A 6,820-nucleotide genomic window follows, 5' to 3' on the forward strand; every position below is an offset into this window, starting at 1 on the left:
TGGGCCGAGCTCCACACCAAGGAGGCGGCGAATGGGACAAGACGTCAGAAGTCCCCGAGGTCCACGGTGCATCGCGCTGGTGGGCCCTTTCCAAAGCGGTAAAACCACACTTCTCGAAGCGATACTGGCGCGAACGGGCGCAATCCCCCGCGCCGGCAGCGTTGACGCCGGAACCTCCGTCGGCGACGCCTCGCCAGAGGCCCGTCATCACAAGATGACCGTCGGGCTGACTGCCGCCACCACGAGTTTCATGGGCGACAGCTACACCTTCCTCGATTGTCCCGGTTCCGTCGAGTTTGCCCACGACATGCGCGCCGCGCTGCCTGCGGTCGATGCCGCAATCGTGGTCTGCGAAGCCGACGAGAAGAAGCTGCCGCAGCTTCAGATCATCCTGCGTGAGCTGGAGGAGCTGAAGATCCCGCGTTTCCTGTTCCTCAACAAGATCGACCGCGCCAACATGCGCATCCGCGAGACGCTCGAGATGCTCCAGCCCGCCTCGCGCGTGCCGCTGGTGCTGCGCCAGATTCCGATCTGGAAGGACGAGCTGATTGAGGGCTTCGTCGATCTCGCGCTGGAGCGCGCGTTCATCTACCGCGAGCACAAGGCCTCCGAAGTGGTCGCGCTCGAAGGCGGCGATCTCGATCGCGAGAAGGAAGCCCGGTTCTCGATGCTGGAGAAGCTTGCCGATCACGACGATGCGCTGATGGAGCAGCTGCTCGAGGACATCCAGCCGCCGCGCGATGCCGTGTTCGACGATCTCGCCCGCGAATTGCGCGAAGGGGTGATCTGCCCCGTGCTGCTGGGCGCCGCCGCACGCGAAAACGGCGTGCTGCGCCTGATGAAAGCGCTGCGCCACGAGGCGCCCGGTGTCGCGGAGACCGCAAAACGTCTCGGCGTGCCGGAGACCAGGGACGCCCTCGGCTTCGTCTTCAAGACGCTGCATTCGCAGCACGGCGGCAAGCTGTCGCTGACGCGGATGCTCGCCGGCCATCTCGATGACGGTGCCACGCTGCAATCCTCCTCCGGCGGGGCCAGCCGCATCTCCGGCATCCTCGCCGTCACCGGCGCCTACGACACCAAGCGTACCGCGGCGGAAGCCGGCGACACCGTGGCGCTCGCCAAGCTCGACCCGATCAAGACCGGCGACACGGTCTCGAACGGCAAGACCCCGCCGGCAGCGCTCACCGCCGTAGAACCCACTCCGCCGGTGCTCGCGATCTCGGTTGCGGCCACCGACCGCAAGGACGACGTCAAGCTCGGCCAGGCGCTGACGCGGCTGCATGAGGAGGATCCCTCGCTCGTCTTCGTGATGAACGCCCAGACCCACGACACCGTGCTGTGGGGGCAGGGAGAGATGCACTTGCGCGTCGCGAGCGAGCGGCTGCACGACCGCTTCGGCGTCAAGGTCACCTCGCATCCACCCGCGATCGGCTATCAGGAGACCATCCGCAAGCCGATCGTCCAGCGCGGCCGCCACAAGAAGCAGTCGGGCGGCCACGGCCAGTTCGGCGATGTCGTGCTCGACATCAGGCCGCTGCCGCGCGGCGATGGCTTCAAGTTCACCGAGAAGGTGGTTGGCGGCGCGGTACCGCGCAACTACATCGGCGCGGTGGAGGAGGGCGTCGTCGACGGGCTCACGCGCGGCCCGCTCGGTTTCCCCGTCACCGATTTGCAGGTGACGCTGACCGACGGCTCCTATCACAGCGTCGATTCCTCCGACCTCGCCTTCCGCACGGCGGCGCGGGTCGGACTGAACGAAGGCCTGCCGCAATGCCAGTCGGTGCTGCTCGAGCCGATCCACGTGGTCGAGATCGTCTGCCCGACCGACGCCACCGCCAAGATCAACGCGATCCTGTCGGCGCGGCGCGGCCAGATCCTCGGCTTCGACACCCGTGACGGCTGGAGCGGATGGGACTGCGTCCGCGCCATGATGCCGGAAGCCGAGATCGGCGAGTTGATCGTCGAGTTGCGCTCGGCCACCGCGGGCGCCGGCAGCTTCACCCGCCAGTTCGACCACATGGCCGAAGTGACGGGGCGCGCCGCCGACCAGATCATCGCAGCGCATCAACACGCGGCGTGATCTGTCAGGGACCTAGCAGCTTCTCACTCCCTCTTCCCGTTCTTGCGGGGAGAGGGCGGGGCGAGGGGCTGTCTCCACGAATTCGCTCTGAATTGTCTTGCGAGCGGGATGGACATTCGGTCTTGGCAACAGAGCGCCTTGCCCGTCAGACGCAATCAGACCACTCGGGGAGGGGTTAAGTGCGCCTCGCAGGCGCCGACATCCTGCCGCTTGCGTTTGGCTGTGAATGACGTATTTTACATCATTGTATACGTACAAAACATCAATTATAACCTCTGATACGTGAGGCCGCGGTGATCACGTCGTTCCAGATGCGGGCAGCCCGTGCGCTGCTCGGCATTGACCAGAAAACCTTGGCCGAGCTTGCCGGCGTTTCGCTGCCGACCGTCCAGCGGATGGAGGCCAGCACCGGCAATGTGCGTGGCGTGGTCGAAACCTTGATGAAAGTGGTCGAGGCGTTCGAGCGGGCCGGCGTCGAGCTGATCGGCGAGCAGGCGCGCAGCGACGGTGGCGGGCGTGGCGTTCGCTTGAAGGAGCCGGGGCCACCGCGCCGCGTGGGAGCATGATCGGGTGTTGATCGTGCCGGGGATCAGGATGGGCTAGCGCATCGTCGCGCACGCGCAAAGCGGGACGCACGATGCTTCGGAGCATTGTGGGCATGAGCATCACGCGCGAACACGCAGGCAAGCTGCACCAGCTTCGTCGGCCGACCTTTACCGAACTCTATCTGCCAAAGCTCGTCACCGTATGGCGCGAGGGCTATGGGCTTGCTGATTTCCGCGCCGACGTGTTCGCGGGTCTCACGGTTGCGATCGTCGCGCTGCCGCTGTCTATGGCGATCGCGATCGCATCTGGCGTGACGCCGGATCGCGGGCTCTACACTGCCGTGGTCGGCGGCTTCATCGTTTCGCTGCTCGGCGGCAGTAGGTTCCAGATCGGCGGGCCAGCCGGCGCCTTCATCGTATTGGTCGCGCTGACCGCGGAACGGCACGGCGCCGATGGCGTCATCCTCGCGACCATGATGGCGGGCGTGCTCCTGGTCGCCGCGGGCTTCCTGCGGATCGGCACCTATATCAAGTTCATTCCATATCCGGTGACGGTCGGCTTCACGGCCGGCATCGCGGTCATCATCTTCGCCAGCCAGCTCCGCGATCTCGGCGGGATCATGCTGGTCGCGAAAGAGCCGAGCGAATTCGTTGCAAAGCTCGTCGCGCTCGCCGGAGGCCTGCACAGCATCAATCCGTCCGCCGTCGCCGTCGCAATCGTCAGCATTGCCGTCATTGCGGGCTTGCGGCGCTGGCGGCCGTCCTGGCCCGGTATCCTGATTGCGGTCGTGCTTGCTGCGGTCGCGAGTGCCGTGCTGTCGCTGCCGGTTGAGACCATCGGATCGCGCTTCGGCGGCATTCCGCGCGAACTGCCCTCGCCGGCCTTGCCTGCGTTCTCGCTTGCGAAGGCGACGGCCGTGCTGCCGGATGCGATTGCGTTTGCGCTGCTGGCCGCCATCGAATCGCTGCTGTCGGCGGTGGTGGCCGATGGCATGACCGGACGCCGTCACCGCTCCAATTGCGAGCTGGTGGCGCAAGGCGTCGCCAATATCGGCTCGGCGCTGTTCGGCGGCATCTGCGTCACCGGCCTGATCGCGCGCACCGCGACCAACATCCGCGCCGGCGCGCGCGGGCCGCTCGCGGGCATGCTGCATTCGGTCTTCCTGCTGCTGTTCATGCTGATCGCGGCGCCGCTCGCAAGCTACATTCCGCTGGCCGCGCTCGCCGCCGTGCTGGTGGTGGTCGCCTGGACCATGGCGGAGAAGCACGAATTCGCGACGCTGCTGCGCTCGTCATGGGGCGATGCCGTCGTGCTGCTCGCAACCTTCCTGCTCACCATCTTCCGGGATCTGACCGAAGGCATTTTGGTCGGCTTCGCGCTCGGCGCGGTGCTGTTCATCCATCGCATGGCGGAGATGACAGGCATCGAGGAGCGGTCGCCGCTGGTGGCCGCCGATCGTCCCGACGACGGCAACGGCGAGCGCGTGCCTTACGATCCCGCGCTTGCGGTCGATCGCGACGTGCTGGTCTACCGCATCACCGGCGCGTTCTTCTTCGGCGCAGCCTCGGCGATCGGCGGCGTGCTCGACGGCATCGCCGACAAGCGCAAGGGTTTCGTGGTCGATTTCGCCGCGGTGCCGTTCCTGGATTCGACCGCGGCCAACGTGCTGGGACGTGTCGCCGCAAAAGCCCACCGCCAGGGTATCCGGCTGTTCATCACGGGGGCATCGCCCGCAGTTCGCCGCGCGCTGCTCACCCATGGCGTCACGCCGCCGCGGGCGCGTTATCGCGAGACCATCGCGCGCGCCGTCGCCGACATCAAGGGTCGCGCGGCGCAGCCCGCGGCCGATGAGGCGGGCACGACCTAGCGCCGCGGCCTTCCCGAGGCGGCCTGTGCGCTTGACAGAGCCTGCGGGACGCGAAATGGATCGCCTCCAACGCTCCCTAAGGGAAGGATGACCGTGACCAAGGCTCCCGCCGCCTGTCTGATCGGATGGCCGGCCGCGCATTCGCGCTCGCCGCTGATCCATCATTACTGGCTGCGCACGCTCGGGATCGAGGGCGGCTATGTCATCGAGGCGGTTCCGCCCGATAATTTGCGCGACTTCGTGCTGCGGCTGTCGCTGCGCGGCTTCGTCGGCGCCAACGTCACCATTCCGCACAAGGAAGGCGTGCTGGCGCTATCGACGCCCGATGCCCGCGCGAGTGCCGTGGGCGCGGCCAACACGCTGTGGTTTGCGGACGGCGAGCTGCGCTCGACCAACACCGACGTCGAGGGCTTCATCAACAATCTCGATGCCAGCGCGCCCGGCTGGGACGGCGCCGAAGAGGCGCTGGTGCTGGGCGCCGGCGGCTCCTCGCGCGCCATCGTGTTCGGCCTGCTCGAACGCGGCATCAAGCGCATCCATCTCGCCAACCGCACCGTCGCGCGGGCCGAGACGCTGGTGACCCAGTTCGGGGAGAACGTGCAGCCCGTCGCGTGGGACGGGATCAATGACGTGCTGCCGCGTGCAAAACTTTTCGTGAACACGACGTCGCTCGGGATGCACGGCCAGGCTTCACTCGATGTCGACGTGGCGCGCCTGCCGCAAGCTTGCGTGGTCGCCGATCTCGTCTATGTCCCCCTGGTGACGCCGCTGCTTGCCGCCGCCAAGGCGCGCGGGCTGAAGACCGCCGACGGGCTCGGCATGCTGCTGCATCAGGCCGTGCGCGGCTTCGAGCTGTGGTTTGGCCAAAGGCCCGAAGTCACGGCCGAGCTGCGCGCGCTGGTCGAGGCCGACCTCACAAAGACTTGAGAGAATAGCGCGTAATCTCCGGAGTTCTATGTCCGTAGGGACAATCGGAGACCATCATGTCTGTTCAACGTGCAACTTTCACACGTCCGCTCATCGCCGTCGCGATGGTGGCCGTCTCGACCATCTGTGCCGTCGCGCAGAAGGCGCCGGTACCGACGCGCGTGCGCGGCACGATCGAAAGCGTCAATGGCGACACGATGCAGGTCAAGTCGCGCGGCGGCGAGGAGGTCACGCTGCATATCGCTTCGGATCTGCGCGTCTCCGGGATTACCAGGATTTCGCTCGCCGACATCAAGACCGGTTCGTTCATCGGCGCGACCACCGTGCCGGGACCGGACGGCGGCGCGAACGCGGTCGAGGTGCATGTGTTTCCGGAGAGCATGCGCGGCACCGGCGAGGGCTCGCGGCCCTACGACCTCAAGCCGAATTCCAGCATGACCAATGCGACCGTCGCCGAAAGCGTGGTCGGCAATGACGGGCACACCCTGCTCATCAAATACAAGGACGGCGAGAAGAAGGTGTTCGTCTCCGCGGATACGCCGGTCGTCACCTACGTGCCCGGCGACAAATCCGACCTCGAGGCCGGCGCCAAGATCATCGCCTTCGTCAAGCCGCTGGCGGACGGATCGCTCGAAGCCAACCGTATCAGCGTCGGCCGCGACGGCCTGACGCCTCCGATGTGATAGAGGACGACGGCAACACGCTCGGCATCAAGTCCCGCGAAGGCAGCGACGTGAAGGTGCGCATGACCGACAACGTCGCCGTCTTCGCGGTGGTGAAGACGTCGTTGTCGGAGATCAAGGACGGCTCCTATATCGGCGTCACCGGCCTGCCCGAGCCCGACGGCACCCAGAAGGCGATCGCCGTGCACATCTTCCCCGAGAACCAGCGCGGCGCGGCCGAAGGTTTTCGTCCCTGGGACGCGCGCGCCAATTCGACCATGACCAACGCCACGGTCTCACAGACGGTGAAGGGCACCGACGGCCAGAACATCACGGTCAAGTACAAGGACGGCGAGAAGAAAGTCGTGGTGCCCCCGGACACGCCGATCGTCACCTTCATTGCCAGCGACAAATCCGAGATCAAGCCGGGTGCCAAGCTGATCATTTTCGGCGCAGTGAAGAAGGACGATGGTTGGCTGGAAGCCAACCGGGTGAATGTCGGCAGGGACGGCGTGACGCCGCCGATGTGAGGGGCGCATCGCTTTCTCGCTCCCTCGCCCCGTTCTTACGGGGAGAGGGTGGGGTGAGGGGCTCCCTCCACGAGTTCGGCTCTAACAGTCTGCTGAAAAACTATGAAGTCGAGAGTTTTCTTGTCTTTGTTCGGTCGCTGTCGGGGCGGAGCGCTGGAGGTTGGATGTCGTGTTCGGCTTGGCGCCGGGTTACCCCGGCGCGGGGTGG

Annotated in this window: 6 protein-coding genes; all 6 read left to right on the forward strand. The window is 66.2% G+C overall.

All coding sequences use genetic code 11. The features are described from left to right. The first annotated feature begins 31 nt into the window (after positions 1-31). The gene (locus QCM77_RS30385) at positions 32-2,080 is read left to right on the forward strand and encodes an elongation factor G (RefSeq protein WP_279686057.1); all 2,049 of its coding nucleotides are present in this window, start codon (positions 32-34) and stop codon (positions 2,078-2,080) included. A gap of 293 nt (positions 2,081-2,373) precedes the next feature. Next, positions 2,374-2,646 (forward strand): helix-turn-helix domain-containing protein, encoded by a 273-nt coding sequence (locus QCM77_RS30390; protein WP_279661402.1) that lies wholly within the window; start codon positions 2,374-2,376, stop codon positions 2,644-2,646. A gap of 92 nt (positions 2,647-2,738) precedes the next feature. Further along, positions 2,739-4,493: a SulP family inorganic anion transporter gene (locus tag QCM77_RS30395; protein ID WP_279661401.1), complete on the forward strand. Its 1,755-nt coding sequence runs from the start codon at positions 2,739-2,741 to the stop codon at positions 4,491-4,493. Positions 4,494-4,580: 87 nt separating this feature from the next. Further along, complete coding sequence (locus tag QCM77_RS30400; RefSeq protein ID WP_279686058.1) at positions 4,581-5,420, forward strand: shikimate dehydrogenase; 840 nt, start codon at positions 4,581-4,583, stop codon at positions 5,418-5,420. A gap of 56 nt (positions 5,421-5,476) precedes the next feature. After that, positions 5,477-6,103 carry a hypothetical protein gene (locus tag QCM77_RS30405; protein ID WP_279686059.1) on the forward strand — a complete coding sequence of 209 codons (627 nt, stop codon included), beginning with the start codon at positions 5,477-5,479 and terminating at the stop codon, positions 6,101-6,103. Beyond that, positions 6,100-6,612 carry a hypothetical protein gene (locus QCM77_RS30410; protein ID WP_279686060.1) on the forward strand — a complete coding sequence of 171 codons (513 nt, stop codon included), beginning with the start codon at positions 6,100-6,102 and terminating at the stop codon, positions 6,610-6,612. Before QCM77_RS30405 ends, QCM77_RS30410 begins: the two co-directional genes overlap by 4 nt. The last annotated feature ends 208 nt before the right edge of the window (positions 6,613-6,820 follow it).

Source organism: Bradyrhizobium nivariense, assembly GCF_029846695.2.
Classification (GTDB): Bacteria; Pseudomonadota; Alphaproteobacteria; order Rhizobiales; family Xanthobacteraceae; genus Bradyrhizobium.